This window comes from Pseudomonas sp. zjy_15 (assembly GCF_043101865.1).
Lineage (GTDB): Bacteria > Pseudomonadota > Gammaproteobacteria > Pseudomonadales > Pseudomonadaceae > Aquipseudomonas > Aquipseudomonas putida_Y.
The window spans coordinates 107,518-133,886 of sequence record NZ_JBICII010000064.1; the positions used below are offsets into that span (position 1 = coordinate 107,518).

The 26,369-nt window shown below is 62.7% G+C and carries 28 protein-coding genes; 13 read left to right on the forward strand and 15 right to left on the reverse strand.

Annotated features, from left to right (window positions below; all coding sequences use genetic code 11):
• Positions 1-18 precede the first annotated feature (18 nt).
• From ACF8EF_RS12520 to ACF8EF_RS12560, 9 genes are all read right to left on the reverse strand, one after another.
• Positions 19-582, reverse strand: coding sequence for an NUDIX hydrolase (locus ACF8EF_RS12520; protein ID WP_010954491.1), 564 nt, complete (start codon positions 580-582; stop codon positions 19-21).
• A gap of 2 nt (positions 583-584) precedes the next feature.
• Positions 585-1,337 (reverse strand): GntR family transcriptional regulator, encoded by a 753-nt coding sequence (locus ACF8EF_RS12525; protein ID WP_010954490.1) that lies wholly within the window; start codon positions 1,335-1,337, stop codon positions 585-587.
• An 88-nt stretch (positions 1,338-1,425) separates the two neighbouring features.
• On the reverse strand, positions 1,426-1,815 hold the full coding sequence (locus ACF8EF_RS12530) for a carboxymuconolactone decarboxylase family protein (RefSeq protein ID WP_003256073.1): 390 nt from the start codon (positions 1,813-1,815) through the stop codon (positions 1,426-1,428).
• 175 nt (positions 1,816-1,990) lie between these two features.
• Entirely contained in the window at positions 1,991-2,476 is a 486-nt protein-coding gene (locus ACF8EF_RS12535) for a flavin reductase family protein (RefSeq protein WP_209966761.1), read from the reverse strand.
• 12 nt (positions 2,477-2,488) lie between these two features.
• Positions 2,489-3,970, reverse strand: a complete 1,482-nt coding sequence (locus ACF8EF_RS12540) for an aldehyde dehydrogenase (protein ID WP_176682479.1) — start codon at positions 3,968-3,970, stop codon at positions 2,489-2,491.
• Entirely contained in the window at positions 3,967-4,800 is an 834-nt protein-coding gene (locus tag ACF8EF_RS12545; RefSeq protein ID WP_176682480.1) for an alpha/beta fold hydrolase, read from the reverse strand. The genes ACF8EF_RS12540 and ACF8EF_RS12545 overlap by 4 nt, the downstream gene beginning before the upstream one ends.
• Before the next feature lie 68 nt (positions 4,801-4,868).
• Positions 4,869-5,465, reverse strand: coding sequence for an amino acid synthesis family protein (locus ACF8EF_RS12550; protein ID WP_003256068.1), 597 nt, complete (start codon positions 5,463-5,465; stop codon positions 4,869-4,871).
• 264 nt (positions 5,466-5,729) lie between these two features.
• Positions 5,730-6,770, reverse strand: a complete 1,041-nt coding sequence (locus ACF8EF_RS12555; RefSeq protein ID WP_392461216.1) for an LLM class flavin-dependent oxidoreductase — start codon at positions 6,768-6,770, stop codon at positions 5,730-5,732.
• 157 nt (positions 6,771-6,927) lie between these two features.
• The gene (locus ACF8EF_RS12560; RefSeq protein ID WP_176682482.1) at positions 6,928-7,413 is read right to left on the reverse strand and encodes a flavin reductase family protein; all 486 of its coding nucleotides are present in this window, start codon (positions 7,411-7,413) and stop codon (positions 6,928-6,930) included.
• Positions 7,414-7,729: 316 nt separating this feature from the next.
• On the opposite strand from ACF8EF_RS12560, the gene ACF8EF_RS12565 reads away from it, so the two are divergent.
• Positions 7,730-9,133: a purine-cytosine permease family protein gene (locus tag ACF8EF_RS12565; protein ID WP_392461217.1), complete on the forward strand. Its 1,404-nt coding sequence runs from the start codon at positions 7,730-7,732 to the stop codon at positions 9,131-9,133.
• Between the two features lie 68 nt (positions 9,134-9,201).
• Here the strand turns inward: ACF8EF_RS12565 and ACF8EF_RS12570 are convergent, their stop codons facing one another.
• Positions 9,202-10,122 carry an AraC family transcriptional regulator gene (locus ACF8EF_RS12570; RefSeq protein WP_392461218.1) on the reverse strand — a complete coding sequence of 307 codons (921 nt, stop codon included), beginning with the start codon at positions 10,120-10,122 and terminating at the stop codon, positions 9,202-9,204.
• A 102-nt stretch (positions 10,123-10,224) separates the two neighbouring features.
• On the opposite strand from ACF8EF_RS12570, the gene ACF8EF_RS12575 reads away from it, so the two are divergent.
• The 5 genes from ACF8EF_RS12575 (at position 10,225) to ACF8EF_RS12595 (ending at position 14,714) form a co-directional block, all read left to right on the forward strand.
• Positions 10,225-10,785 carry a carboxymuconolactone decarboxylase family protein gene (locus ACF8EF_RS12575; RefSeq protein ID WP_003256052.1) on the forward strand — a complete coding sequence of 187 codons (561 nt, stop codon included), beginning with the start codon at positions 10,225-10,227 and terminating at the stop codon, positions 10,783-10,785.
• A 99-nt stretch (positions 10,786-10,884) separates the two neighbouring features.
• Complete coding sequence (locus ACF8EF_RS12580) at positions 10,885-11,949, forward strand: acyl-CoA dehydrogenase family protein (RefSeq protein ID WP_392461219.1); 1,065 nt, start codon at positions 10,885-10,887, stop codon at positions 11,947-11,949.
• Positions 11,946-12,767, forward strand: a complete 822-nt coding sequence (locus ACF8EF_RS12585; RefSeq protein ID WP_176682486.1) for an ABC transporter ATP-binding protein — start codon at positions 11,946-11,948, stop codon at positions 12,765-12,767. The genes ACF8EF_RS12580 and ACF8EF_RS12585 overlap by 4 nt, the downstream gene beginning before the upstream one ends.
• Positions 12,754-13,959 carry an ABC transporter substrate-binding protein gene (locus tag ACF8EF_RS12590; protein WP_176682487.1) on the forward strand — a complete coding sequence of 402 codons (1,206 nt, stop codon included), beginning with the start codon at positions 12,754-12,756 and terminating at the stop codon, positions 13,957-13,959. Before ACF8EF_RS12585 ends, ACF8EF_RS12590 begins: the two co-directional genes overlap by 14 nt.
• Positions 13,959-14,714, forward strand: coding sequence for an ABC transporter permease (locus tag ACF8EF_RS12595; RefSeq protein ID WP_176682488.1), 756 nt, complete (start codon positions 13,959-13,961; stop codon positions 14,712-14,714). The genes ACF8EF_RS12590 and ACF8EF_RS12595 overlap by 1 nt, the downstream gene beginning before the upstream one ends.
• Before the next feature lie 111 nt (positions 14,715-14,825).
• Here ACF8EF_RS12595 and ACF8EF_RS12600 read toward each other — a convergent pair whose 3' ends face one another.
• Together ACF8EF_RS12600 and argC are read right to left on the reverse strand one after the other, a co-directional pair.
• The gene (locus ACF8EF_RS12600) at positions 14,826-15,512 is read right to left on the reverse strand and encodes a GNAT family N-acetyltransferase (RefSeq protein ID WP_339534953.1); all 687 of its coding nucleotides are present in this window, start codon (positions 15,510-15,512) and stop codon (positions 14,826-14,828) included.
• Between the two features lie 77 nt (positions 15,513-15,589).
• Entirely contained in the window at positions 15,590-16,531 is a 942-nt protein-coding gene (gene argC / locus ACF8EF_RS12605; protein WP_176685733.1) for an N-acetyl-gamma-glutamyl-phosphate reductase, read from the reverse strand.
• Between the two features lie 156 nt (positions 16,532-16,687).
• Between argC and ACF8EF_RS12610 the strand changes: the two genes are divergently transcribed.
• Positions 16,688-17,566 (forward strand): LysR family transcriptional regulator, encoded by an 879-nt coding sequence (locus ACF8EF_RS12610; RefSeq protein WP_176685732.1) that lies wholly within the window; start codon positions 16,688-16,690, stop codon positions 17,564-17,566.
• Positions 17,567-17,641: 75 nt separating this feature from the next.
• On the opposite strand, the gene ACF8EF_RS12615 is transcribed toward ACF8EF_RS12610, so the two are convergent.
• Positions 17,642-18,292, reverse strand: coding sequence for a TIGR04211 family SH3 domain-containing protein (locus ACF8EF_RS12615; protein ID WP_176685731.1), 651 nt, complete (start codon positions 18,290-18,292; stop codon positions 17,642-17,644).
• 281 nt (positions 18,293-18,573) lie between these two features.
• Between ACF8EF_RS12615 and ACF8EF_RS12620 the strand changes: the two genes are divergently transcribed.
• Both ACF8EF_RS12620 and ACF8EF_RS12625 read left to right on the forward strand, forming a co-directional pair.
• On the forward strand, positions 18,574-19,917 hold the full coding sequence (locus ACF8EF_RS12620) for an OprD family porin (protein ID WP_392461220.1): 1,344 nt from the start codon (positions 18,574-18,576) through the stop codon (positions 19,915-19,917).
• Positions 19,918-20,105: 188 nt separating this feature from the next.
• Positions 20,106-20,585 (forward strand): VOC family protein, encoded by a 480-nt coding sequence (locus ACF8EF_RS12625; protein WP_176685729.1) that lies wholly within the window; start codon positions 20,106-20,108, stop codon positions 20,583-20,585.
• A gap of 81 nt (positions 20,586-20,666) precedes the next feature.
• Here ACF8EF_RS12625 and ACF8EF_RS12630 read toward each other — a convergent pair whose 3' ends face one another.
• Positions 20,667-22,412, reverse strand: a complete 1,746-nt coding sequence (locus tag ACF8EF_RS12630; protein WP_392461221.1) for a BCCT family transporter — start codon at positions 22,410-22,412, stop codon at positions 20,667-20,669.
• A gap of 314 nt (positions 22,413-22,726) precedes the next feature.
• Here ACF8EF_RS12630 and ACF8EF_RS12635 point away from each other — a divergent pair, with 314 nt between their 5' ends.
• From ACF8EF_RS12635 to ACF8EF_RS12650, 4 genes are all read left to right on the forward strand, one after another.
• Positions 22,727-23,044: a hypothetical protein gene (locus ACF8EF_RS12635; RefSeq protein WP_003256033.1), complete on the forward strand. Its 318-nt coding sequence runs from the start codon at positions 22,727-22,729 to the stop codon at positions 23,042-23,044.
• Between the two features lie 8 nt (positions 23,045-23,052).
• Positions 23,053-23,253, forward strand: coding sequence for a DUF1289 domain-containing protein (locus ACF8EF_RS12640; RefSeq protein WP_012271937.1), 201 nt, complete (start codon positions 23,053-23,055; stop codon positions 23,251-23,253).
• Between the two features lie 49 nt (positions 23,254-23,302).
• Positions 23,303-23,944, forward strand: coding sequence for a LysE family translocator (locus tag ACF8EF_RS12645; protein ID WP_176685727.1), 642 nt, complete (start codon positions 23,303-23,305; stop codon positions 23,942-23,944).
• A 206-nt stretch (positions 23,945-24,150) separates the two neighbouring features.
• Entirely contained in the window at positions 24,151-24,939 is a 789-nt protein-coding gene (locus ACF8EF_RS12650) for a substrate-binding periplasmic protein (RefSeq protein ID WP_392461222.1), read from the forward strand.
• Positions 24,940-25,007: 68 nt separating this feature from the next.
• Here ACF8EF_RS12650 and ACF8EF_RS12655 read toward each other — a convergent pair whose 3' ends face one another.
• Complete coding sequence (locus ACF8EF_RS12655) at positions 25,008-26,351, reverse strand: c-type cytochrome (protein ID WP_392461223.1); 1,344 nt, start codon at positions 26,349-26,351, stop codon at positions 25,008-25,010.
• Positions 26,352-26,369: the final 18 nt, after the last annotated feature.

Below are 26,369 nucleotides of genomic sequence, written 5' to 3' on the forward strand. Positions count from 1 at the left end.
GCGAAGCGGCCGGACCGGCTAGCGCATGAAGTGCACCTTGCCGGTGTCATCATTGCCCATGTAAATGCCATACACCCCGGCTTGCCGCTCGAGGATGTAGCGCTCGAGAATTTGCCGGATAGCCGGGTAGTAGATCTCATCCCAGGGGATTTCATCCGGTTCGAAGAACTTGTACGCCAGCGTCTCCGGCCCGTACTGCCCTGTCTCTTCGGTAACGATGGCACGGAAGATGATGTACACCTCGCTGATCTTTGGCACGCTGAAGATCGAATACGGCGAGACGATGTCCGCACGTACGCCGCTTTCTTCCCATACCTCGCGCAGCGCTGCCTGTTCGGTGGTTTCGCCAGCCTCCATGAACCCGGCAGGCAAGGTCCAGGTGCCGGGGCGAGGGGGGATGGCGCGCTGGCACAGCAGGTACTTTCCATCGCGCTCGATGATGCAGCCGGCGATGATCTTGGGGTTGATGTAATGGATGTAGCCGCAGCCGGTGCAATGCAGGCGTTCGTGGGTATCGCCTGTGGGAACGCCCCGGGCCAGTTCCTTGGTGCAGTGCGGGCAGTAGCGCGGGGCATTGGGCATGATCAGCGACCTATGCGGGGTTCCTTCAGGGCCAAGGGTTCGACAATGTCGCGCACCTTGGCGTTGTCATCCTGCTTCTGGCGCAGGTAGTCCAGGGCCACCTTGGCGGCGGCGCGGACGTGGTCGACCGAGGCCTGGTGGGCGACCAGCGGGTCGCCGCCCTTGATGGCCTCGACGATTTTTTCCATTTCGCGGTTGCTGGCGCCGCGGCGGTTTTCCTGCGATACCGAGGTGGCGCGCAGGTAGCTGATGCGGGCTTGCAACTGGCGCAACTGCTGGGCCGCCACCTGGTTGCCCGAGCCTTCCAGCAGCACATCGTAGAAACCTTGTACCGAATCCAGCACCTGTTGCAGCTCGCCTTCTTCCAGTGCCTCGCGGTTCACTTCCAGCGCGCGCTCCAGCGCACGGATGTCCTTGGCCTTGGCGTTGAGGGTGAACAGTTGCACGATCAGGCCTTCGAGCACACAGCGCAGCTCATAGATGTCACGCGCGTCTTCCAGGGTGATGATGGCCACGCGCGGGCCTTTGGCGTCAGCGAACTCGACCAGGCCTTCGGACTCCAGGTGACGCAGCGCTTCACGTACTGAAGTGCGGCTGACGCCGAGGCGGTCGCACAGGTCGCGCTCTACCAGGCGGTCGCCGGGCAGCAGGTGAAAGTTCATGATTGCGGTGCGCAGCTTGTCGAGCACGATTTCGCGCAGAGTAACGGGGTTGCGGTTGACCTTGAAGCTGTCGTCGAGTGGCTGGCGTTTCATCAGGTGCGCTCTTTATGAGGCTGTTGCGCCAACATCGCGGAATGCCCCGAACCGAGGCTTTCCATGCAGTGGTTCGAACAGCCCGTTGTTAACGGGTTGGCTCCGCATCGGCTTCGGCAAACGCTTCACGGGCCAGGCGGAAACTGTCCACCGCCGCGGGTACGCCGCAATAAATGCCGACCTGGAGCAGGATTTCGCGAATCTGTTCACGGCTCAGGCCATTGCGCAGGGCACCGCGAATGTGCAACTTGAGCTCGTGGGGCCTGTTGAGCGCGGAAATCATGGCCAAGTTTATCATGCTGCGCTCTTTCAGCGACAAGCCTTCGCGGCCCCAGACGTGACCCCAGCAATACTCGGTGACCAGCTCTTGCAACGGTTTGGTGAACTCATCTGCGTTCTGGATCGAGCGGTTGACGTAGTCCTCGCCCAGCACCTGGGTGCGGATTTTCAGACCCTTTTCGTACTTTTCATTGCTCATGTGCAGTACTCCGGCAAAAAACAGGGGCCGCAACCGAGGGTGAGACGATTAGCGCGACCCCTGAAAACAGGGGCATCGGTGTTGGCTTCTTCGCGGGCTTGCCTGCTCTCACAGGTTCCGGAATCTGTGGGAGCGGGCAAGCCCGCGAAGAGGCCAACACCGACTTCAAGGTATATCAGCCGAGGGGCGGCAGGGCGCCCAGCTTGCCTTTGTGGTAGACCATCGGGGTCACCGGCTCGGCCGGCAACACCAGGTTCTTCACCGCGCCGACAATGATCGCGTGGTCACCGCCGTCGTACTCGCGCCACAACTCGCATTCGATGATCGCCGTGGCCTTGGCCAGCAGGGGGTTGCCCAGCTCGCTCAGGTGCCACTCGATGTCCTTGGCCTTGTCCTTGCCCTTGCCTGCGAAGGCATAAGCTTCGGCGGTCTGGTCGGCGGACAGCAGGTGAATGGCGAACCGCTTGCTATCGCGCAGGATCGGGTAGGTGTCGGAGGCATAGTTGGGGCAGAACAGTACCAGCGCCGGGTCGATCGACAGCGCGCTGAACGCACTGGCGGTGATGCCGACGATGCCGCCGTCGGCGTCCAGGGTGGTCACTACCGTGACGCCGGACGGGAAGGAGCCCATCACGTCTTTGTAGATGCCGGGTTCGATCATCTCGTGTTCCTCCTAGCGCATCACGAACGGGTCGGGCATCGGCGCGGTGGACAAGTTGATCCACACGGTCTTCAGCTCGGTATAGGCCAGCACCGAATCGATGCCGCTCTCACGGCCGTAGCCGCTGTTCTTGAAACCACCTATCGGTGCCATGGCCGACACGGCGCGGTAGGTGTTGACCCAGATGATCCCCGAACGCACGTCACGGGCCAGGCGATGGGCACGGCCCAGATCGCGCGTCCAGATGCCGGCAGCCAGGCCGAACTGCGAGTCGTTGGCTATGGCCAGGGCTTCTTCTTCGGTTTTGAAGCGGATCACCGCGGCGACCGGGCCGAACACTTCTTCCTGCATGATGGTCATCGCGTTGCTGTCGCACTCGAACAGGGTGGGCTCGTAGAACCAGCCGTCACCTTCAACGTCGGCACGCTTTCCACCCATATGCAGTTTGGCGCCTTCGGCCTTGGCTGCTGCCACCAGGCCTTCGACGACAGCCAGCTGCTGTGCGGTGGCCATCGGGCCCATTTCGCTGGCGTCGTCCTGCGGGTTGCCGATGCGGATGCGCTTGGCGCGGGCAATCAGGCGCTCGACGAATACGTCGAAAATTTCATCCTGCACCAGCAGGCGCGAACCGGCCACGCAGCTTTGCCCGGACGCGGCATAGATGCCGGCCACGGCGCCATTGATGGCGCTGTCCAGGTCGGCGTCGGCGAAGATGATGTTCGGCGACTTGCCACCCAGTTCCAGCGACAGCTTGGCGAAGTTTTCGGCACTGCTGCGCACCACGTGGCGGGCGGTGGCGGCACCGCCGGTGAAGGCGATCTTGCGCACCAGCGGGTGGCGGGTCAGCGCCGCGCCGGTGCTGGGGCCGTAGCCTGTGACCACGTTGACCACCCCGGCCGGGAAGCCGGCCTCAAGGGCTAGACGGGCCAGCTCGAGAATGGTCGCCGAGGCGTGCTCGGACGGTTTGAGTACGATGGTGTTGCCGGCAGCCAGGGCAGGGGCCAGCTTGATCGCGGTGAGGTACAGCGGGCTGTTCCAAGGGATGATCCCGGCAACCACGCCGATTGGCTCGTGCACGGTGTAGGCGAACAGGTCGGGTTTGTCCAGCGGCAGGGTGCCGCCTTCGAGCTTGTCGGCCAGGCCCGCAGTGTAGTGGAAGAATTCCGGCAGATAGCCGACCTGGCCGCGCGTTTCGCGGATCAGCTTGCCGTTGTCACGGCTTTCCAGCTGGGCCAGGTGCTCTTTGTTCTCGGCAATCAGGTCACCCAGACGACGCAGCAGCTTGCCGCGCGCGGTGGCGCTGATGCTGCGCCACGCCTTGCTGTCGAAGGCACGCTGGGCGGCCTGAACGGCCAGCTCCACATCGGCTTCATCGGCGTCGGGCAGTTGCGCCCAGGCCTGGGCGGTGGCCGGGTTGAGGCTGTCGAAGGTCTTGCCGCTCTGGGCATCGCGCCATTGGCCGTCGATGCACATCTGGAAACGAACGAGGGTCATGCAACAATCCCCTTGGCGGATTCGGTGAGGGTGCGGGCTTGGGTGAGGAAGTCCAGCAGCATCTTGTTGACTTCACGCGGTGCTTCCACCGGCATCATATGCCGTTGCTCGGCGAGGACCACGCTCTGTGCGCCAGGAATACAGGCGGCGAGCTGGCGGGTCATGGCCGGGGTGGAGCCCGAGTCGAGTTCGCCAGTGGCGATCAGCGTCGGCACCTGGATACTGCCCAGGTCGTCGGCGCGGTACATGTCCTGAGTGGCGAACAGCGAATAAGTGGTGTGGTAGCCTTGCGGGTCGTTGCTCGCCAGCACCTGGCGAATGGCGGCGACCTGCGCCGGGTTGGCAGCCTTGTATTCACGGCTGAACCAGCGGTCCAGGGCAGCATCGACGTTGGCGTCGGGGCCCAGCTCCGCCGCCTGGGCGGCACGCGCGATCACCCCGGCACTCTGCTCGGGGGTACGGTTGAACACACTGTTGAGCACGACCAGTGCAGCCAGGCGCTGCGGGTAATTGAGGGCGAATGCACGGGCAACCAGGCCACCCATGGAGAAGCCGATCACGGTGGCTTGTGCGACTTGCAGGTGGTCAAGCAGTTCGGCGAGCTGGTCGGCATAGCCTTCCAGCGGTGTGTCGGCAGCCGGTACGCGGCTTTGACCGTGGCCGAGCATGTCGTAGGCGATGACGCGGTAGTCGTTGGCCAGGCCAACGAACTGACCGCCCCACATTTCCTTGTTCAGGCCCACGCCGTGGATCAGTACCACGGGTTGGCCCTGGCCGACATCCAGATAACTGGTGCCGGCAGGTGTGCGTTCAGCGACAGGCTGAATCATGGAGGGCGCTCCTTGAAGGTCGGGCGCGGCGGGTAAGCACGCCACGCCCCGGCCCGTCTTGGTTATTGTTATTGAGCGTTGGCTTTTTCGGCAGCCAGTTCTTCCAGGTCGATGTAACGGTTGCCGATGCGCGGGTGCAGGCGGCCGCCGTCGGCTGCGCCCAGGACCACGACGATTTCATCGGCACGCGGTGCGTCTTCGATCTGCATTTCCAGGGTGATGTAGTGCGAACGCAGGCCTTCGTCGTCCTTCTGCATCATCGGGATCTGAATCGAAGTGCCTGGGCCACCGCGCTTGTTGGTGAAGCTCAGGTAGCTCTTGGCCTGCACTGCCTCGCGGTAGTGGTTGCCGAAGCGCAGGGTGTGGATCACGGCCGAGGCGTGCTCGATTTCGCCATCGGCGCCGACGACGGCGGCCTTGCCGTAGGCTTCGATCTTGTCGGCACCGCCGATGGCAGCAGTCAGGCGCTCGACCATCAGGGCACCCAGCTCCGAGCAGTTGGCGCGAATTTCCGGCTTCAGATCTTCAACGAAACCGCGACCGGCCCATGGATTCTTGATCACGACGGCCAGGCCGACCATGGTCACCGGCTTGTCGGTGGCCTTGCCGCCTTCGATGCGGGTCTCTTCGGAGTAGGTGACGATCTTGCGGATTTCGAAACTCATGGTTGGCTCCTGGTGAGGGGTATCAGCTCTTGTTGTCTGATGGTATACCATAATATTTGTTGTGCAAGAGGTGTCAGGAAATTTCTCTTGTCGGGAGACGAAAGGTGGCCTGATGCCTTGATTTCTCTGTTGTCTGTACTGGTCTCTTCGCGGGCTTGCCCGCTCCCACAGGGACTGCACAGGTTTCAAAAAAAAGCCCGCTCACGCAGGCCGAAGGGGCCCACGGGAGCGGGCGTGTCCCGCAATGTTTCAGGCAATGGGAATTCAGGCGAACGCCGGCACCACTTCCTTGATGAACAGCTCCAGTGACTTTTTCTTCTCGGCGTGGGGCAGGCTGTTGTCGCACCAGAAGCTGAACTCGTCGACGCCCAGTTCCTGGTAGTACTTGATGCGTGCGATGACTTCTTCCGGGGTGCCGATCATGGTGTTCTTGCGGATGTTCTCCAGCTGGAACGCCGGCACTTCGGCAAATTTCGACTCCGGGCTTGGCTCGAGGAAGCCGTTTACCGGGGTGGTCTTGTTGCCGAACCAGGCATCGAACGTGCGGTAGAAGCGCGATATGGCCTGGGCGCCGACCTTCCAGCCTTCCGGTTCGGACGGGCTGTGCACGTGAGTGTGGCGCAGCACCATCAGTTGTGGGCGCGGCACGTCCGGATTGTTGTCCAGGGCGGCCTGGAACTTGTTCTTCAGGTCCAGCACTTCTTCGTCCCCCTTCATCAGCGGGGTGACCATGACGTTGCAGCCGTTGGCCACGGCAAAGTTGTGCGAGTCCGGATCGCGTGCGGCGATCCACATGGGCGGCGTGGCGTTGAACGGCTTCGGCACGCTGGTAGAGGTAGGGAACTTGTAGACTTCGCCATCGTGGGCGTAGTCGCCTTCCCACAGCTTGCGCACCACCGGCACCATCTCGCGCAGCGCCTTGCCGCCGTCGGTGGCCGGCATGCCACCTGCCATGCGGTCGAATTCGAACTGATAGGCGCCGCGGGCCAGGCCCACTTCCATACGACCGTTGCTGATCACGTCGAGCAGCGCGCATTCGCCCGCAACGCGGATCGGGTTCCAGAACGGCGCGATGATGGTGCCGGCGCCCAGGCGGATCTTCTCGGTGCGTGCGGCCAGGTAGGCCAGCAGTGGCATCGGGCTTGGCGAAATGGTGTATTCCATGGCGTGGTGTTCGCCGATCCACACGGTGCTGAAACCGCCGTTCTCGGCCATCAGAGTCAGTTCGGTCAGGTCTTCGAACAGCTGGCGGTGGCTGACCTGTTCATCCCAACGTTCCATGTGCACGAACAACGAAAATTTCATGGGTTTTTCCTCAACGCTTGTTGTTACCCGTCAGTAAAGCGGGCTTCAGTGTGGGGGCGGGCTTGCCCGCGAAACAGAACACGCGGTGGGTGGCACCGGCTTCGCCGGTGTTCGCGGGCAAGCCCGCTCCCACAGGGTCTGCGTCGAATTGCAGGCTTCAGGCAAAGGCCGGCAGGCTGGCCATTTTGCCGCGGCAGTACACCATGGGCCGTGGTGCTTCTGCCGGGACGATCAGGTTGTGCACCTTGCCGACCATGATGGCGTGGTCGCCACCTTCGTATTCACGCCACAGTTCACATTCGATCACCGCGGTTGCGCCGGCCAGGATCGGATTGCCCAGTTCACTCAGGCTCCACTCGATACCGCAGGCCTTGTCCTTGCCCTTCTTGGCGAACGCGTAGGCTTCTGCCTGCTGTTCACCCGAGAGCAGATGAATGGCAAAGCGCTTCTGTTTGATCAGTATCGGGTAGGAGTCGGAGGTGTAGTTGGGGCAGAACAGCACCAGTGGCGGGTCCATCGACAGGGAGGAGAAGGCGCTGGCGGTCAGGCCGACGACCGAGCCGTCGTCGTCCTGGGTGGTGATGACGGTAACGCCGGACGGGAAGGAGCCCAGAACGTTCTTGTAGACAGTTGCGTCGATCATCGGGAGTACCTCTGAAGGGCTGCGGTGGTCCGCGGTTTTTATCGTTGATGTGTCTGATGGTATACCGTAATACCTATTTTGCAAGCGGAATTTTCAACCTGGCTTTTCCACGATGAACGGCTCAAGGCCACGTATACCGTGGCCTTGAGCGATCAGGTGGTTTGCCGCCAGGGTTGCGCAAGCGGATCAGCGGGCTTTTTTTACTGCGGATCAGTGTTGTCAAAAGTTTGGAATACCATAATATGGTCCGCAGCTGAGAGGCCGCCTAGATGCGGTTTCCTTACAAAGATAAAAACGACCTTTCGAGCTGAAAACCATGTCCCAACCGTCGTCGCAACACCAGTTTGTCGAGAATCACACGGTCGATTACGTTCCACCTGCCGAGCGCCATGGGAAGGCGCGCGACCTGTTCACCCTCTGGTTCAGTACCAACATTGCACCACTGCCCATCGTCACCGGTGCCATGGTGGTCCAGGTGTTCCACCTGAACCTGTTGTGGGGGTTGATAGCCATCGTCCTGGGCCATCTGGTCGGGGGCGTGGTCATCGCCCTGGCCTCTGCGCAGGGGCCGCAGCTGGGCATTCCACAAATGGTTCAAAGCCGTGGCCAGTTCGGCCGTTACGGCGCCTTGCTGATCGTGTTCTTCACCGCGCTGATCTATGTCGGCTTCTTTATTTCCAACATTGTCCTGGCAGGCAAGACCATCCACGGCATCGCCCCGAGCGTGCCGATGCCCGGCGCGATCGTGATAGGCGCCCTGAGCGCTACTGCCATCGGCGTGATCGGCTATCGTTTCATCCACATTCTCAACCGCATCGGTACCTGGGTGATGGGTTCGGCTTTGCTGGCCGGTTTCATCATGATGTTCATCCAGGACCTGCCGGCAGACTTCTTCAGCCGCGGCGCATTCAACCTGTCGGGCTTCATCGCCACCGTGTCGCTGGGCACCATCTGGCAGATCAGCTTCTCGCCGTACACGTCAGACTATTCGCGCTATCTGCCGCGTGAAGTGGGCATTGCCAAACCGTTCTGGGCGACCTACCTGGGCGCCACCCTGGGTACCATCCTGTGCTTCAGCTTTGGTGCAGTGGCCGTGTTGTGCGTACCGCAAGGCACCGACGCAATGGACGCGGTGAAGCAGGCTACCGGCTGGCTGGGCCCGATCCTGATGGTGCTGTTCCTGCTCAACATCATCAGCCACAACGCCCTCAACCTGTATGGTGCGGTGCTGTCGATCGTGACCGCAATCCAGACTTTCGTGGCCGAGTGGACGCCGAGCGTCAAGGTGCGGGTGATCCTGGCCTCGGTCATTCTGGTGGGCTGCGGGATGGTTGCACTGAATGCTTCGGCGGACTTCATCGGCCAGTTCATCGGCCTGATCCTGGCGCTGCTGCTGGTCCTGGTGCCGTGGGCTTCGATCAACCTGATCGATTTCTACCTGATCAAGAAGGGCCAGTACGACATCGCCTCGATCTTCAGTGCAGACGGCGGCATCTATGGCCGTTTCAACCACCACGCGATCATTGCCTATGCCTGCGGCATCCTGGTGCAGCTGCCGTTTGCCAATACTTCGCTGTATGTGGGGCCGTACTCGAACATTGTCGAAGGGGCCGACCTGTCGTGGCTGTTCGGCTTGCTGGTGACCGTGCCGCTGTACTACTGCCTGGCGACGCGCGGGAAGTCGGTTAACAGTGCGCGGGTTATCAGCGTCAACGACTGACAACTGCAACGGGGGCTGCAAAGCAGCCCCGACTATGGCCGCTTGGTCGATTTCCGCGCTTTGCTGGGTCAGGTATTCCCGCGCCCGTCATGCTGCCTGCGATATGCCCCCGGCTGCACCCCCACTGCCTTGGCAAACGCCCGGGTGAATGCGGCCACCGACTGATACCCCACCTGCGCACCTACCTGCTCAACGGTATGCCCCGCCTGCAGCAACTGGCTGGCATGGCGCATGCGCAGCGCCAGCAGCACTTGTCCCGGTGACTGCCCGGCCAGCTCGCTGAAACGCTTGAAAAATGCCGAGCGTGACAATCCGGTGCAAGCGGCCATGTTCTCCATGGTCCAGGGTCGTCCCGGTTGCTCGATCAATTGCTCCAGCAGCCCGGCAAATAGCGGCTGGCGGGCGAGGGTGACCAGCCCGCCCAGCGATTGGCCGGCGTGCACCTGCTGGCGCAGCACATACAGAAACAGCAAATGCGTCAGCCGCTCGAGCAGCGCCTGCGACGGCCCGGGCGCGCGTCGGCACTCCTCCAGAATCAACCCGAACAGCGCCCGCGCTGCGCAGCCTGCGGGGTCTTCGGCACGCAGCAGGATCCACTCGGCCAGGCCCTCGACGATCAGCGACGACAGGCCCGAGTGGAAATGAAAGAACCCGCAGACCAGCCCGACTCCGTCGCCAGCCGCATTGTCCAGTGCCTGCATGGCCTGACGCGGTTGCGCACACGCGTCGACCGGGTCATGGTCGCTGGACAAGCGATAGGCCAGGTCGCGCAGCAGGAACACGGCATCACCTTTCTCCAAGCGCACGGCCTGGGGCTGGCCGTCAATGTGCAGCCAGCAATGGCCTTGCACCACCAGATGGAAGCTGGCGCGGCCCATGCCCTGGGTACTGGCATGCCAGCCGCCGCAATAGCGGCCTACATGAAACAGGCTGGCATCGAGCTCCAGGCCTTCTAATAACCAATCGACAAGCGGGCTGGACGAAATCATCTAATGCAAAGACTCAGGAGCAAGGAAAGGCGACTGACGAATATGGAGGGTGGTTCTTATAACCAACAGACTGTAGTGACACTCATCAAAGGAGATCACTGCATGTCCTCGCGCATTACTTTACACACGCTGCAGAGCGCCCCGGAAGCGGCACGGCCGTTCCTTGAGAACGCGCAGAAGAATTCCGGCTTCATCCCCAACCTGCTCGGCGTGCTGGCCAACGCCCCGGCGGCGCTGGAAACCTACGTGACCGTTTCGGCACTCAATGGCAAGTCTGAGCTTGGCCTGGCCGAGCGTGAAGTGGTGCAACTGATCGCCGCCACCCAGCATGGCTGCGACTTTTGCGTGGCCGGCCATACGGCCGTCGCGCTGAACAAGGCCAAGCTGCCGCAGGAGGTGGTCGATGCTCTGCGTGCCCGTGGCGAACTCCCGAACGCCCGCTACGAAACCCTGGCCGCCTTTGCCCGCGAAGTGATCGCCACCCGTGGCAATGTCAGCGAAGCCACCTACCAGGCCTTCCGTGAGGCCGGCTTCAGTGAAGGCAACGCCTTGGAGGTGATTCTGGGCGTAAGTCTCGCAACCCTGTGCAACTTTGCTAATGTTTTCGCCCAGACGCCACTCAACGAAGAGCTTGGCAAATACCGCTGGCAGCCTTCTGCGTAGTCCACCTGTGATAATGGCCATTACCAGGCCGTTGTAGGAGCGGCCTTGTGCCGCGAACGGGCCGCAGAGTGGCCCCGGCGTTCCCTAAGGAGCAAGACCATGCAAGATTGTGCATTTCGACACTGGCTGGATGCCAATGCCGAGGCCATCGATCGGGGCCTGTGCGAACCGCAGCAGGTGCTGGCCCAGATCGCAGAATCGCAGTTGCTGCGCACGGGAGTCGACCCAGCGCTGGGCGGTACGGGCGGGCAGGTGACCGACGCGGTCGAGGCCATCGCCGCCATTGCCAGCCGCTCATTGGCTGCGGCGTTCGTCTGCTGGGGTCAGCGTGCCTTCATCGAATACCTGCTGCACAGCCCCAACCAGCCCCTGCGTGAGCGCCTGCTGCCACGTCTGTTGACCGGTGAACTGGCCGGTGCCACCGGGCTGTCCAACGCCATGAAGTTCCTGTCCGGTATCGAAGCGCTGCAGGTGCGTGGCCGCCCGGCAGCCGATGGCTGGCACCTGGAAGGGCGACTGCACTGGGTGACCAACTTGCGCAAAAGCGGCTTCGTGGTGGCGGCGGCCATCGAGGATGAAGCCGGCGGCGCGCCGTTTGTGCTGGCCATTCCTTCCGACGCTCCAGGCCTGGAGCGCTCTGATGATCTACAACTGATGGGCCTGCAGTCGAGCAACACGGCAGCACTGGCTTTTCACCAGGTGCCGCTGGCGCGCGACTGGCTGCTGCATGAAAATGCGCGCGAATTCCTGCCACGGGTACGCCCGGCATTCCTGGCGCTGCAATGTGGCATGGCCATTGGCCTGGCGCGACGGGCGCTGGAAGAGGTTCAGGCGCACCTGCATGGCCGAGCCTCGTTCCTCGATGAAGCCCGTCAGGTGCTCAGCGAACGCCTGGAAAACACCGTCAGCGAGCTCAAGCAGGGCTTGCTCGAAGGTCGCTTCCAGCAGCAGCCGGCGGCCTTGTTCAAGCTGCGCATCATCCTGGCTGAAAGTGCTGCCGACGCGGTACAACTGGAATTGCAGGCCAGTGGCGGCAAGGCTTACCTCAGCGAATATGGCGAAGGGTTCGCCCGCCGCTGGCGCGAGTCGGCCTTCGTTCCGATCGTCACGCCCAGCCTGGTGCAGCTGCGCGCCGAACTGCAACGCCAGGCGGGCGTTGCATGAGCGCAGTATTGCTGGAGGCCCGTGACATCCGCCTGGGCTACCCGCGTGAGGATGGGTGGCAGCAGGTACTGGCGCAGTTCGACCTGCAGCTGGCGCCGGGTGAAGTCGTGAGCATTCTTGGCCCTAGCGGTGTGGGCAAGTCAAGCCTGCTGCGGGTGTTGGCAGGGCTGCAGCAGCCTGGCGGCGGCAGCGTGAGCTTGCACGGCCAGACCCTGCAGGGGCCGCACCCGCGTCTGGCGGTGGCCTTTCAGGACCCCAGTCTGCTGCCATGGCTGAGCCTGGAGAAAAATGTCGCCTTCGGCCTGGATTTCGCCCGTCAGCCCAGGCTGGCTGATGCCGAACGACGTGCACGCATCGACCATGCGATTGCCGCTGTGGGCCTGGCCCACGCCCGTGGCCAGTACCCGGCGCAGTTGTCTGGCGGCATGGCCCAGCGCACCGCGCTGGCCCGCTGTCTGGCACGCCAGCCCGAAGTGCTGCTGCTCGACGAACCGTTCGGCGCGCTGGATGAAGTGACTCGCGCCGACATGCAGCAACTGCTGCTGCAACTGATCGCCACCCACAACACGGCGGCGGTGCTGATTACCCACGATATCGACGAAGCCTTGCTGCTGTCTGACCGGGTTCTGCTACTGGGCAACCACCCAGCGCACATCCTCGGCCAGTGGCACATCGACCTGCCGCAACCACGGACGCAGCGGGTCGAAGAACTGGGTGCTTTGCGTATCGAAATCCTGAAAACCCTTCGGCGGGCAAGCCGCACAGTCGAACCTACCCCAACCCCGTTGCCCTCGGAGGCTGTCCATGTGCATGGATGACTGCTGTTCCTCTTCTTCGCGTCGTGATCTTCTCAAGCTCGGCGTCATGCTCACTGCTGCCGGTGCATTGCCGTTGCTGTCGAGCTTGCAGGCGCGTGCCGCTGCCGAGCCGGACGCGCCGGTGCGCATCGGCTACCTGCCGATCACTGACGCCACGCCGCTGCTGGTGGCACATAACAACGGCCTGTTCGAGGCCGAAGGCATCAAGGCTGAGCGCCCGGTGCTGCTGCGCAGCTGGGCGCAGGTGATCGAGGCATTCATCTCCGGCCAGGTCAATGTCATACACCTGCTTTCGCCGATGACGGTATGGGCGCGCTATGGCAGCAAGGTGCCCGCCAAGGTGGTGGCCTGGAACCACGTGGGCGGTTCGGGCCTGACTGTTGCGCCGGATATATCCGAGGTGAAACAGCTCGGTGGTAAGACAGTGGCCATTCCGTTCTGGTACTCGATCCACAATGTGGTACTGCAACAGATGCTCAACGACAACGGCCTGACGCCGGTGTCGAAGCCGGCCAATGCGCAACTGGCCGCCAACGAAGTCAACCTGCTGGTGCTGCCGCCATCCGACATGCCACCCGCCCTGGCCAGCAAGCGCATTGCCGGCTACATCGTTGCCGAGCCGTTCAACGCACTGGCCGAGAACCTCAAGGTAGGCCGCGTGCAGCGCTTTACCGGCGATGTATGGCGCAATCATGCGTGCTGCGTGGTGTTCATGCACGAGCATGACCTGAATAACCGCCCGGAGTGGTCGCAGAAAGTGGTCAACGCCATCGTCAAGGCCCAGCAATGGACCCGTGACCATCGCACCGAAGCCGCCGCATTACTTTCCCGGGCGGGCCCCAACAAGTACACCCCCCACGAGCCAGCGGTGCTGACCAAGGTCCTGGCGCCAGCCGCCGAAGACCGTGCTGGCTACATTGCCAGTGGTGCCATTCGCCATCAGCAGTGGGACGAAAAGCGCATCGACTTCCAGCCATACCCGTTCCCGAGTTACACCGAAGAGCTGGTCAAGCGCCTGAAAAGCACCCTGATCGAAGGCGACAATGCGTTCCTTGCCGGGCTGGATCCGGCGTATGCCGCCCGCGACCTGGTCGACGATCGCTTCGTGCGTAATGCCATCGCGACGGTGGGGGGACCGTCGGTATTCGGCATTGCCGACAACTTCGAGCGTAGCGAGGAGTTTGCGGTCTGATGCGCACGCATGTCGTACATGCCGGCCTTGGGCTGGTCGGGTTGCTGGCCTTGTTGCTGCTATGGTGGGCCGGTGTTGCAGTGTTTGGCCAGGCCGACGGCCTGTCGGCGCGCTTTTCGCCGGCGGCAACCCTGGCCAGCCTGGTCGAGCTGCTGGGGCAGGGCGAGGTCTATGGGCATATCTGGGTCAGCCTCAAGCGCATCCTGATTGGGCTGCTGCTGGCGCTGCTGATGGGGGTACCGTTAGGCTTGCTGGTAGGCAGCTACCGGCACCTGGAGGCGGCGACCACGCCGGCATTCCAGTTTCTGCGCATGATATCGCCATTGTCGTGGATGCCTGTGGTGGTGATGCTGATGGGCGTGGGTGACCAGCCGATCTACTTCCTGCTGGCGTTTGCCGCGTTGTGGCCGATCTTGCTGAACACGGCGGCAGGGGTGCGTCAACTGGACCCGCGCTGGCTGCAACTGAGCCGCAGCTTGAGTGCCACGCGCTGGGAAACCTTGTGCAAGGTGATCGTGCCGGGGGTGATCGGTCACGTGCTGACGGGGGTGCGCCTGGCCATCGGTATTCTGTGGATTGTGCTGGTGCCGTGCGAAATGCTTGGGGTGAGTGCGGGGCTTGGGTATTTCATTCTTGATACCCGCGACCGGCTGGCGTATTCCGAACTGATGGCCATGGTGCTGCTGATTGGCGTGCTGGGGTTTGTGCTGGATGCCCTGGCGCGTGGGCTGCATCGGCGCTGGGTGCATGGCTGAAAGGCCAATGGGGCTTCTTCGCGGGCTCGCCCGCTCCCACAGGTACATCACCGGCCTTGGGCCTTACGGTATTCCTGTGGGAGCGGGCAAGCCCGCGAACAGGCCCTTGGATCAATGCACGGTTTTGCGCTGGCGCACACATTCCCGGGCTTGAGCGGCCAGTTCATCCAGCCGCTCATCGCGCATCTGCTCCGCTTCGATCATCGCATCCTCACCCTGCTGGTTAAGCAGATAGGTGTGAATCTGCAGCACTTCAGCCGTCTGATAGATGGGCGCAATGTCCAGGCGCCCGATCAGCGCACCACTGGGCTGGCCGGTACTGCTCATCAGCACCTGCGGGCCGTTGGCGGCCACCACTTGCATGCCCATCGCCTCGAACCATGGCACTTGGTTGGCAAAGGCGTTCAGCTCCACGCAGGCATGGCGCGACTGCAGGTCGCCCAGCAGAGCACGGGCGATGCCCTGGCGGCGATGGTTGGCGGAAACGGCCAGAAAGGCCAATGCACAGGCCAGCCCATCGTCCTGGGCTGGCAGTGACAGAGCAAAGCCCAGCAACTGGTCCGGTGCTTCGGCATCCAGCGCCAAGGTAAGCGCCACCGCCAGACCGCGGGTACCGTCCAGCGCTTGCAGGTACTGGTGGACTTCCATGCCGACGCCATACTGGTACAGCGGGTACAGCGGGTTGTCGACGGCGATGGCGACACTGCTCAATTCGCCGACATTGTGAATGACCAGCTCGCGGATCTGGTTCTGGAAAGATTCGGGCGGCACGCTGTCGAGGCGGCTCAGGATGAACATCTGGGGGGCTCCGGCGGATGAGAATACAACCCGCGCTGTGTTGGCGCGGGTTGTACAGTCTAACCGGTTTTGCCGTATCAGCCGTGTGCCTGTAAGGCACCGAGCATCAGGTCGAGGTTTTGCACGGCAGCACCAGAGGCACCTTTGCCCAGGTTGTCGAACACTGCGGTGAGCAGTACCTGGCCATGCTCGGGGTTGGCGTACAGCGCCAGGCGCAGGTCATTGCTGTCATTCAATGCCTCGGGATCGAGGTTTGCCGCAGCGCCGCACTGATGCAGGGGCATCACCTGGACATGGCGGGCACCCTGGTAATGCTGTTCCAGGCAGGCTTGCAACTGCTCGGCGCTGATGTGTCCAGGCAGCAGGCGAAGTTGCAGGGGAATGCTCAGCACGATGCCTTGGCGGTAGGCGCCATAGCCGGGCATGAACATCGGCCGCGCCGACAACCCCGCGTGCTGCTGGATTTCCGGTACGTGCTTGTGCGCCAGCTCCAGGCCATACAGCTGTAGCGCAGGGGCTTTGGCGGCGCCGGGCTGTTCGTGCCGCTCGACCGCCGCGCGACCACCGCCGGAGTAGCCTGACACGGCGTGGATGTTCAGCGGGTAGTCCGCAGGCAGCAAGCCGGCCTTGACCAGTGGGTGCAGCAGCGCGATGGCGCCGGTGGGATAGCAGCCGGGGTTGCTGACACGCTTGCATTGCGCGATACGCTCGGCTTGCTGTTCGTCCAGTTCCGGCAGGCCATATACCCAACCTGGTGCGGTGCGGTGCGCCGAACTGGCGTCGATCACCCGCACCTGCGGGTTGTGGATTGCGGCCACGGCCTCGCGGGCGGCGTCGTCGGGCAGGCACAGCAGGGCGATGTCGGCGCTGTTGATCGCTTCGCAGCGGCGTTGCGGGTCCTTGCGCTCTGCCTCGGGGAGGGTCAGCAGACGAAGGTCGGTACGGCCCTTCAGGCGGGCATGGATCTGCAGGCCTGTGGTGCCTTGGTCGCCGTCGATGAAAACAACAGGGGTGTGCATGGTCGGGGTCCGGTTGGAGAAAGATGGCCTATGCTCGCCCGTAGCTTTGGTAACGAAAATTTGAATATGATGATCGATATATTCAGGTTTTCTGAATGACTTTTTGAAATGCGTGGTGACCCTTCGGGTGTGCCCGCGAAAGGGCCGGCTCTGACAATGCGCGAAATCAGCCTCGACCGCCTCCGCACACTGGTGGTCATCAGCGACCTGGGCTCCTTTGCCGAGGCTGCCCGCCAGCTTAACCTGGCGCCGCCCACCATCAGCTTGCATGTGGCTGAGCTGGAGGCGCGTATCGGCGCCCCGTTGCTCACCCGCACCCGCGGCCAGGTGCGGCCCACCGTCATCGGTGAAACACTGCTGGGGCGTGCCAGGCGCCTGCTGGCGGACGCCGACTTGGCGCTGGACGAAGTACGCCGGCAGGTCGAAGGGTTGACCGGGCGTGTGCGCCTGGGCGCTTCCACCGGTGCCATCGCCCATTTGCTGCCGCAGGCATTGGCGCGCCTGCGTGTGGAGCACCCGGGGATCGACGTCCAGGTACAGGTGCTGACCTCCCAGGCGTCGCTCACGCGCTTGCGTGAGGGCACACTGGACATCGGCCTTGTGGCCTTGCCGCAGGTGGCCGGCAAAGGGCTGACGGTCACCCCCTGGCGGCGCGACCCGATCCTGGCGTATGTGCCGGCCGACTGGCAGCCGCCGGCCAGGATCACCCCGGCGTGGCTGGCGCAACGGGCGTTGATTCTCAACGACAGCACCACCCAGCTGTCGCGGGTTACCGGCGAGTGGTTTGCAGCGGCGGGGTTGTACCCCGAGCCGCGGATCGAGCTGAACTACAACGATGCAATCAAGAGCCTGGTCGGCGCCGGCTATGGGGCGACATTGTTGCCGCAGGAGGGGGAGGCGACCGAGTTGGACCGGCGCATTGCCCGCCGACCGCTGCGGCCCGGGTTGTGGCGGCAGTTGGGGATCGCTTGTCGGGAGGGGCAGGTGGAGCGGGCCACGGGGTATGTGCTGGAGGCGCTGGAACGGTTGTTGTAGGGGCGACTCCACTATTCCGCTATAGCAAGGCCTGTGGCCAGGCCTGCACGTTCCAGCTCCAGCGCCTTGCCGAACTCAGAACCAGCGATCGTTCTTCTTGCGCCCACGGGTCAGTGCCGGCAGGATCAGCCCCGCCAGCAAGCCTGCACCGGCAATGCTGCCGCCATACACCATGTAGCGCATCATCACCTGCTTGTTCTCATCCCCCAGGCGGGCCTGGGTATCGCGCAGGTCCGATTGGCTCTGATCGAGCTGCTCGTTCAGTGCCTTGTTGCGCGCCTCCAGCTCGTCAATCAGCTGCTTGCGCGAATCAAGTGTTTCCTGCATGCCCTGCACACGGTTCTTCCAGTTGTCGTCGATGGTCTTCAACTGCCCGGTCAGTTCGGCGACCTGGGCATCGAGCAATGGCAGGCGTTCGTTCTGCCCGGGTACCGTCTGCAGGTCGTTGCTGAGGATCCACACCACATCTCCGTTCTGCCCACGCACCCGGCTGTAATTGCCCTGGCTGCCGAGCAAGGTCAGCTTCTGACCGGACTTGAGCGTGCCGACAATGCGGTGCCCGTCGGTCGGGCCGCTGCGCACATAGGTGCTCAGGCTGTCGCTGACCCAGCGTGCGTCGCTGGCAGGCTCTTCGGCGTGCACGGGGGCGGCAATACCCACCACGGCGGCAATCAGGCCGATGCGCAGGGCGGGGAGGGCGGAAGCATTTGGGCGGGAATCGGGCATGTTGGGTCTTCGCTGAATTCGCTGGAACAGGGACAAAAAGTAGGCCCGGTGACTGGGCCGATGAACCGGTCGGTGAGTTGACCGTCAGCGAAAGACCGTTTTTTTGTCAGCAGGTTCACTGCCTGACGTCGGAAATATCTGCAGAATGTTGCAGTACTTCACTCAGAGCGCTGCGTTGCCGATGACGCAATTGTAATGCGCCGATCACCTTGGCGTTATCTGCCGGCCGTCAATCTCGGCCCGCCGACATAACAACAAATGCGACGTTCAAGGAGCATCGGATGACGTGTAGATCACCCCTGACACTGGCTGCTTGCCTGGCGCTGGCCAGCGTTGGCAGTCAGGTTGTTGCTGCAGAAAAAAGCGCGGACGGCTTCATGGAGGGCAGTACCCTCAGCGTGCTTAACCGCAACTTCTATTTCAACCGCGATAACCGCGATTCTGCGGCCCCGACACACAACCCGGGCAAACAGCCTGACAGCGGCTACTCCGAAGCCTGGGGGCACGCCGTGATTACCCGATTTGAGTCGGGCTTCACCCTGGGCACTGTAGGTGTTGGCCTGGATGCGTTTGCCATGCTTGGCCTTAAGCTCGACACTGGCGGCGGCCGCAACGGCGGGCGCAGTTCCTTCGACGTATTGCCGGTCGACCGCGACGGCCAGGCACGTGACGAGTACACCAAGGTGGGGGGCGCGGCCAAGGTGCGACTGTTCGACACGGTACTGAAGGTGGGCGATGTGTTCCCGGCCAACCCGGTGGTGGCTGCTGGCGACTCGCGGCTGCTGCCGGAAAGCTTCCGTGGGGTGACCCTGGAGAACAACAGCATCAAGGACCTTGCCCTGCAAGCCGGACGTCTGCATGCCATGAGCCAGCCGATGTCCAGCGACCTGCGGGAGAACTTCGTGACCTTCTATGGCGGCCCGGTCGATTCGCCGTGGATCGCCTATGGCGGGGGTGACTACACGCTCAATGAGCATGTCAGCGTCAGCCTGTTCAGTAGCCGGCTCAAGGACGTGTGGAACCAGTACTACGTCGGCACCAGCCTGAGCTGGCCGCTGAGCGAGGAGCTGGCCCTGATTGGTGGTTTCAACTATTACAAGGCTGTTGATGAAGGGCAGCAGCGCCTGGGAGCCTTTGACAACGATATCTGGAGCGCCAAGCTGGGTGTGCGCTTTGCTGCTCACACCCTGGCCCTGACTCACCAGCGCAACAACGGCGACGACGACTTCGACTACCTGCGCCAATCCGACTCGATCTTCCTCGACAACTCCATCCAGTACAGCGACTTCAACGCGCCCAAGGAGCGTTCATGGATGCTGCGCTATGACCTGAACATGGCCACCTACGGCGTACCTGGGCTGTCGTTCATGACACGTTACGGCAAGGGTACCGACGCCGATTACTCCAATGCCAACGCCACTTACATGCGCCGCGACGTCGCGGGCAACCCGCTGACCGACCAGAAACGCTGGGAACGTGACATCGAGGTCAAATATGTGGTGCAGACTGGCGCGGCCAAGGACCTGTCGTTGCGGGTGCGCCAGGCCACCACCCGGGCCACGGTGTTCGAGTCGGACCTGGACGAAGTGCGGCTGATCGTGGAGTACCCGTTGTCGATTCTGTGATTCCACTTTGGCAACCTCGTTGCTCCTTTGGTCTGGGTGGATTTTTTGGGCGCTCCGCTTGGGGCGCCTTTTTTTGTATCGGCGTCATCGCGGTTAAACCTGCATTGGCATCAGTTGGTCAGGCGTTACCAGTACGCCGGGGCTATGGGGCTAGACTCAAGGCTCACCTTCGATCTTGGAGCGAAGCCATGACTGCCAAGAACACCATCTGCCTGTGGTATGACCACGAAGCTGAAGCGGCGGCGAACTTCTATGCCCGAACGTTCCCCGATAGCCGAGTGGTCGCTGTGCACCAGGCGCCCGCCGATTACCCTTCAGGCAAGCAGGGCGATGTGATCACCGTGGAGTTCACGGTAATGGGCATTCCTTGCGTGGGGCTCAATGGGGGGGCGGCCTTCAAGCACTGTGAGGCATTTTCGTTCCAGGTCAGTACCGCGGACCAGGCAGAGACCGACCGCTTGTGGGATGCCATTATCGGCAACGGCGGCGAGGCCAGTGTTTGCGGTTGGTGCAAGGACAAATGGGGGATTTCGTGGCAGATCACTCCACGCATCCTCATCGAAGCCATCGGCCACCCCGACCGAGCGGCGGCCAAGCGTGCGTTCGAGGCCATGATGCAGATGGGCAAGATCGATGTGGCCCAGATAGAGGTGGCGTTAAAAGGTTGAAGCAGACCTGTGTTTTCAGCAGCAGCGGCCGCGTGCCGCGATCGGGCTGCACAGCAGCCCGTGGCTTTCTGGTTGGCGCAGTCAGTTGCTGGTTACTTCGGCCTCTGTCGCTGTCTTGGTCGATGCCTTCTTCTCCTGCACTACAATGTAGAACTCCTCTCCATGCTTCACCGCCCCATACAGTACGGCCTTCTCGATCAGCTCGTTGCCGCGCAGGTGGCGCAGCATCATCGGGTCCTTGCGCAGGTCGCGGTACAGCGCCAGGCATAGCAGTACCATCACCACCACGAATGGCAAGGCCACGACGATGGTCAGGTTCTGTAGCCCGGTCAGCGCCTCGCCAGGGTTACGTGGGTCGCCGATCGCCAGCATGATCGCCGCCACCGTACCGGTTAGCGAGCCCCAGAAAATCACTGTGCGTCGTGATGGCGCGGTGGTGCCGTGTTCCGACAGCGTGCCCATCACCAGCGAGGCTGCGTCGGCACCCGAAACGAAAAAGATGCCTACCAGGATCATCACCAGCACCGAGGTTGCCGATGCCAGCGGGTAGCTGTCCAGCAGCTGGTACAGGGCGTGGTTACTGTTGACCGCACCGTTGGCCAGCTGGAAGGCGCCTTCGCGCACAGCGTCGATGGCGGCACCGCCGAAGATGGTGAACCACACCAGGCTGACCAGGCTTGGCACCAGCAGCACCCCGGTCACGAACTGGCGAATGGTGCGACCGCGGCTGATGCGGGCGATGAACATGCCCACGAAAGGCGTCCAGGAGATCCACCAGGCCCAGTAGAACACGGTCCAGCCGGCCAGCCAGCTGTTCATCTGCTCGCCGCCGCTGGCGTTGGTGCGGGCCATCATCTCCGGCAGCATCTTGATGTAGATGCCGAGCGAGGTCGGCAGCAGATTGAGCATCAGCAGCGTCGGCCCGACCATGAACACGAACACTGCCAGCACCAGTGCCAGCACCATGTTGGTGTTGGACAGCCACTGGATACCCTTGCCGATGCCCGACACCGCCGAGGTGACGAAGGCAATGGTCAGCAGTGTGATGATCGAGATGTAGAACAGTTTACCGGGGCTTTCGATCCAGCCGTTGTATTCCAGGCCGCCGGCGATCTGCAGCGCGCCAAGGCCCAGCGAGGCGGCCGAGCCGAACAGTGTGGCGAAGATCGCCATCATGTCGATCAGGCGGCCGAGTGGGCCGTTTGCGTGCTTGCCGATCAGCGGCCGAAAGGCAGCGGAAATCAGTTGCGAGCGGCCACGGCGGAAGGTGCCGTAGGCGATTACCAGGCCAACGATGGCGTACATGGCCCAAGGGTGCAGGGTCCAGTGGAACAGGGTGGTGGCCATTGCCACCTGCATCGCTTCGCTGGTCTGCCCGCTGGCTGAGCCTGGCGGCGGCGATATGTAGTGCGACAGCGGCTCGGCCACGCCGAAGAACATCAGGCCGATGCCCATACCGGCGCTGAACATCATCGCTACCCAGGACACCGTGCGAAATTCTGGCTGTTCGCCATCGCGGCCCAGCGGCACCCGCCCGTAACGGCTGGCGGCCAGCCACAGCACGAACACCACGAAGAGGGAGGAGGTGAGCACGAAGAACCAGCCGAAATTGAGAATGACCCAGGATTGCGCGCTGGAGGCGCTGCTGGCCAGGCTGGCCTGGTTGAGGAAGCCCCAGAGCACGAAAGCGATGGCCAGGAGGCTGGTGAAACCAAAGACGATCCAGTCAAGCTTGCCCTCGAAATGCCGATCCTGGCGGGCTTCTGCGGTTTTCGAGGGGTCTGTGACGCCAAGATCGAGTGTTTCGGGGATGTGTTCCTTTGCCATGTATGATGAGGCCCCATTTGTGTATTGCCTGAACGCGCAGGCTTGTTGTGTGGGCTGCCGAGCGCGATGACGGCCTCGGCGGGGTGGATTGCTGGCGGGATTATCCTGTGCAGCAGATAGCGGCTCATGTCCCCATAACGTCCTGGGGCGTCCATTACGCGACTTGGCAAATACTTTTAGTTCTGGGGGCAGTGGCCCTTTCTGCCTCGGCTTCTGGTACCCTGATGGGCATAACCCGGGCCCGCACATACGAGCATCGTAGAAGCGCTGCTGCTTGCGGGCCTGGCCGCACCAGGAAACGGAGATTCGTCATAATGGCCACTGACCGTGTGAGCCTGATTCATTTCGATAAATTGAGCATGAGCCCAGCCGCTGCCGATCGGTTCCAGAAAGCCCTCGACGCGCTGGAAGCGCTCAAGCTGCAGGACCGTTACGTGTATCTCATCGCTCCCTATCTGGGTGATATCGCTGACGCCTCCGACGCCGAGCAACTGGCCACAGCCCTGGAGCAGGGCTTGCGCGTGGTCGAAGAGTTGCTGGCAGCCAGGTCGGTAACCAAGGTCAAGGCCGAAGAAGTGCGTCAGGTGTTCCACAGCGCGGGTGAACGTGCGCGGGCAGAACTGCCTGGCTGAGTAGTGGCATGGCCAAAGACATCGACAACCCCTGCGTCTCGTTATGCCAGCTCAACAGCGAACTGTGCGTGAGCTGCGGCCGCACCCGTGACGAAATCCGCAAGTGGCGGGGCATGAAGAGGCCCGAGAAAATGGCCACTGTGCAGCGGGCGGCGACGCGAATGAAGGCTATCGCCAAGAAGGCGGCAAAGCGGCAGAATGCCGACTGAACCTGCCCAGAATTGACGCAGCCTTTCCTGATTGTCTGACGAGCCTGAAATGGATTCTCACTCGCTGTTCGCATTCACCCTGGTCGCCGCCATCGCGATCGCCAGCCCCGGCCCTGCCACCTTGATGGCTATCAACAACAGCCTTGCCCATGGTCAGCGCAGCGCGATCTGGTCGTCGCTGGGCAATGGCACGGGCCTGTTCTGTTTGTCGGCTGCAGCCATGCTGGGGCTAGGCGCACTGCTGGCCAGTTCTGAAGTACTGTTCAATGCCGTGAAGGTTCTGGGGGCGGGCTACCTGTTCTACCTGGGGGCGCGACAACTGCTGAAGAAGAGCCCGATGCTGGGGCAGGGTGCCGCAGAGCGTACGGCCAAGGTGCGCCCCTCGCCGCTGAAGCTGTTCAAATCGGCCTTCCTCACTGCAGTAACCAACCCCAAGGCAACCCTGTTCTTTACTGCACTGTTCCCGCAGTTCATCGACCAAGGGGCTGCATTGTTGCCACAGTTTCTGACCTTGACCGGGATCTTCGTGGCCTTGTCGCTGACTTCGCTGAGCGTGTATGCCGCTTTGGCTGCGCGGGCCAAGGGTGTGCTGACCCGGCCGTCGATGTCGCGCTGGGTGAGCCGGGTGGTGGGCACCACCTTTATCGGTTTTGGCGCGGCGATCCTGGCGATGCGGCGGCAGGGAGGCTGAAAAGCCCAAGTGTCGCCGGCCGTGCAGCTCCTCACTGTCTGTCCTTCGGCAGATTTTTCTACTGGACGATGAAAGGCTCGTCTGCGGGTTGTTGATGGTCCAGACTATCTACAGTGCGCGGATGATAGCTGCAGGCGACCACAGTAGGTGGCAGCCTTGGGCTACCACGCCGGGTCGCCGGGTGTTTCATGTGCCGAGGGTCTTGGATGATCGAGCGTTGCTTTCGCCACGCCTTGCTCATGGTGTACCTGTCGCTGCTGCCTCTGGCTGCGGTAGCGGATGATGCATGCCTACGGTTGACCGCCACAGGCAACCCGGAATACCCCCCCTACCTGTGGCGCGATCCGCTAAACCCTCAACAGTTGATCGGTGCCAATGCCGACTTGCTCAGGTACCTGGGCAAGCAGTTGGGCCTGGAAATAGAGGTGGTTTACGCCGGGCCGTGGTCGCGAGCCCAGGAAGAAGTGCGCACCGGGCGGATCGACTTGATGGCCGGGTATTTCCTGACCGAAGCGCGCCGGCAGCATGTGGACTACATTAACCCGCCGTTCTTGCGCACACCCAGCGTCATCTGGGTGCACCAGGACAATGCCTTTGCCTACCAGCAATGGGCCGACCTCAAAGGCCGCAAGGGTGGCACTCTGGTCAACAACAGCCACGGCCAACAGTTCGATGAATACGCCCAGGCCAATCTCACCCTCGAGGCAGTGCCCAGTGCCAGGCAGGCGTTCGAGAAGCTGATGCACAAACGCAGCGATTACGTGGTGTACGAGCAGTATCCTGGCATGGCGCTGGCGCGCACGTTGGGCATCGCAGCCACTGTGCAGGTGTTGCAGCCACCCGTGTCCAGCGAAGGGTTGTACCTGGCAATCTCACGAGAGTCGCCCTGCAACCGGCCATCGCTACGTGAGGCGCTGGCGCGGGAAATGGCGAAGATCGTTGATGAGGCCATGCCCGAGCAGTGGTTGAAACAGAATCTGGAACGGTGGCAGTGACAGCGTGGCTAAGGTGCTTCGCGGTCTTTGTGGGAGCAGCCTTGCGTCGGTACATGTACTACTCCAGTTCAACGCATATGCAAGATGATGGGGCTGCTGCTGGCCGGATCGGTATGGCCACGCAGCTTGCCTACCGCCTGCGCATCCACCGCACCACCCTGGTTGCCCCAGGCCGTACGCACAAAGCTGAGCACGTCGGCAATCTCCTGATCTCCCAACTGTTCGCGGAAAGCCGGCATGCGATAGGCGTCCGGCACCCCTGCAGCCACCACCCGCTGCGAACCATTGAGCGTGATATTGATTGCCGAGGCGTCCTCCTTGGCCAGTGCCGAGGTCGCTCCAGCCAAGGGCGGCATCCACTCGGCCTGGCCCTTGCCGTCCAGGCCGTGGCAAGACGCACAGCGTGTCACGTAGGTGCGCGCTCCTGGGCTGTCCAACCGTAGAGCTACCGATTCGGCTTGGTATTGCCACGGCGCGCCGTCACGTTGAGGGTCGCCGGGCAGCGACTTCAGGTAGTGGGCGATGGCTGCCAGGTCGTCGTCATGCATGAACTGCGTGGAGTTGTTGAACGCCTCGGTCATCGAACCGAATACCACTGCATGCCGGTTGCGCCCGGTCTTCAGGAACTGCGCGATCTCCGTCTCGCTCCAGCGCCCCAGCCCGGTGTTGTGGTCGGCGCGCAGGCTGGGTGCATACCAGCCATCGAGCAGTGCACCGGACAGGAACGGCTTGCCGCTCTCATCCAGCGCTTTTTCATTGAACGCCAGGCCGCGTGGCGTGTGGCAACTGCCGCAGTGTCCGGGGCCCTGGACGATATAGGCGCCACGGTTCCACTGTGCATCCTGCCCGGTCTTGTCGGTGTAAGGTGTGGTGGCGGCAAACAGGCCGTTCCACAAGGCGATGGGCCAGCGCAGGTTCAGCGGCCAGGGGATGTCGCTGGCCAGGTTGGCCTGCCGCGCCGGTTGCACGCCGTGCATGAAGAACGCATACAGCGCCTTGACGTCATCATCGCTGAGCTTGGCGTAGGACGGGTAAGGCATAGCCGGGTACAACCGCCGGCCACCGGGCGCGACACCCTGGCGCACGGCGCGGTCGAAGTCGGCCAAGGTGTAGCTACCGATACCGCTGTCGCGGTCAGGGGTGATGTTGGTGGCGTGGATCGTCCCCAGCGGGGTGGCCATTTCAAGTCCGCCGGCGAACGGCTTGCCATCCGGCAGGCTATGGCAGGCCACGCAGTCACTGAGCCGGGCCACATATTCTCCGCGGCTGACCAGCGCCGGGTCTGCAGCAGTGGCCTGCGCGTCGGCAAACGGCGATGCGGGTTCACGGGTGACATACCAGGCCAGCAGGCCCGCCGCGACCAGGCACGGCATCGCCAGCCAGCCAGCGGTTCTTGCGAAACGATGGGTCATGAGGCGTCCCTTGTGCGA